Below are 1,208 nucleotides of genomic sequence, written 5' to 3' on the forward strand. Positions count from 1 at the left end.
TTGGTGACCACCCCGGCCCCCACGGTCCTGCCACCCTCCCGGATGGCAAACCTGAGACCCTCCTCCAACGCCACCGGCTTGATCAGCTCCACCACAAACGTCACGTTGTCCCCAGGCATCACCATCTCCACCCCCTGGGGCAACTCCACCACCCCCGTCACATCCGTCGTCCGAAAGTAAAACTGCGGCCGGTACCCCGTGAAAAACCCCGTGTGCCGCCCACCCTCCTCCTTCCGCAACACATACACCGAAGCCTCAAACCTCGTGTGCGGCGTAATGCTCCCAGGCTTCGCCAAAACCTGCCCCCGCTCCACCTCCTCCCGCCCTACGCCCCGCAGCAGCACCCCCACGTTGTCCCCAGCCAGCCCCTCCGACAGCGTCTTCCGGTGCATCTCCACCCCAGTCACCACCGTCCGCCGCGTCTCCGGAGCCAAACCCACAATCTCCACCTCGTCCCCAACCTTCACCTTCCCCCGCTCAATCCGCCCCGTCGCTACCGTACCCCGCCCAGTAATCGTAAACACGTCCTCCACCGGCATCAAAAAAGGCTTGTCCACGTCCCGCACCGGCGTGGGTATGTACTCGTCCACCGCGTCCAACAGCTCCCAAATCCGGTCCACCCACTCGTTCTCCCCACGCCGCGTCTTCGGGTTCTTGTGCATGTGCTCCAGCGCCAACAACGCGCTCCCGCGCACCACCGGCACCTCGTCCCCAGGAAACTCGTACTGGTTCAAAAGATCCCGAACCTCCATCTCCACCAAATCCAACAGCTCGGGATCGTCCACCATGTCCACCTTGTTCATGAACACCACGATGTACGGCACCCCCACCTGTCGGGCCAGCAGGATGTGCTCCCGCGTCTGCGGCATCGGCCCATCCGCCGCCGACACCACCAAAATCGCCCCGTCCATCTGCGCCGCACCCGTGATCATGTTCTTGATGTAGTCCGCGTGCCCCGGGCAGTCCACGTGGGAATAGTGCCGCTTCGCCGTCTCGTACTCCACGTGCGCCGTGTTAATCGTAATCCCACGCGCCCGCTCCTCCGGCGCCTTGTCGATCTCCCCGTAGTCCTTCACCTCCACGTTCGGGTTCTCCGCCGCCGCTACAAACGTCAACGCCGCCGTCAGCGTCGTCTTCCCGTGGTCCACGTGCCCAATCGTCCCCACGTTCACGTGAGGCTTCGTCCGCACAAACTCGCCCTTGGCCAT

At 63.9% G+C, this 1,208-nt stretch carries 1 protein-coding gene; it reads right to left on the reverse strand.

Features of this window, described 5'->3' with window-relative positions:
• Window positions 1-1,208 (reverse strand): elongation factor Tu (gene tuf / locus ETP66_RS11795; RefSeq protein WP_130842773.1); only part of this gene is annotated, 1,208 nt, incomplete at its 3' end.

It is taken from the genome of Thermus thermamylovorans (assembly GCF_004307015.1).
Classification (GTDB): Bacteria; Deinococcota; Deinococci; order Deinococcales; family Thermaceae; genus Thermus; species Thermus thermamylovorans.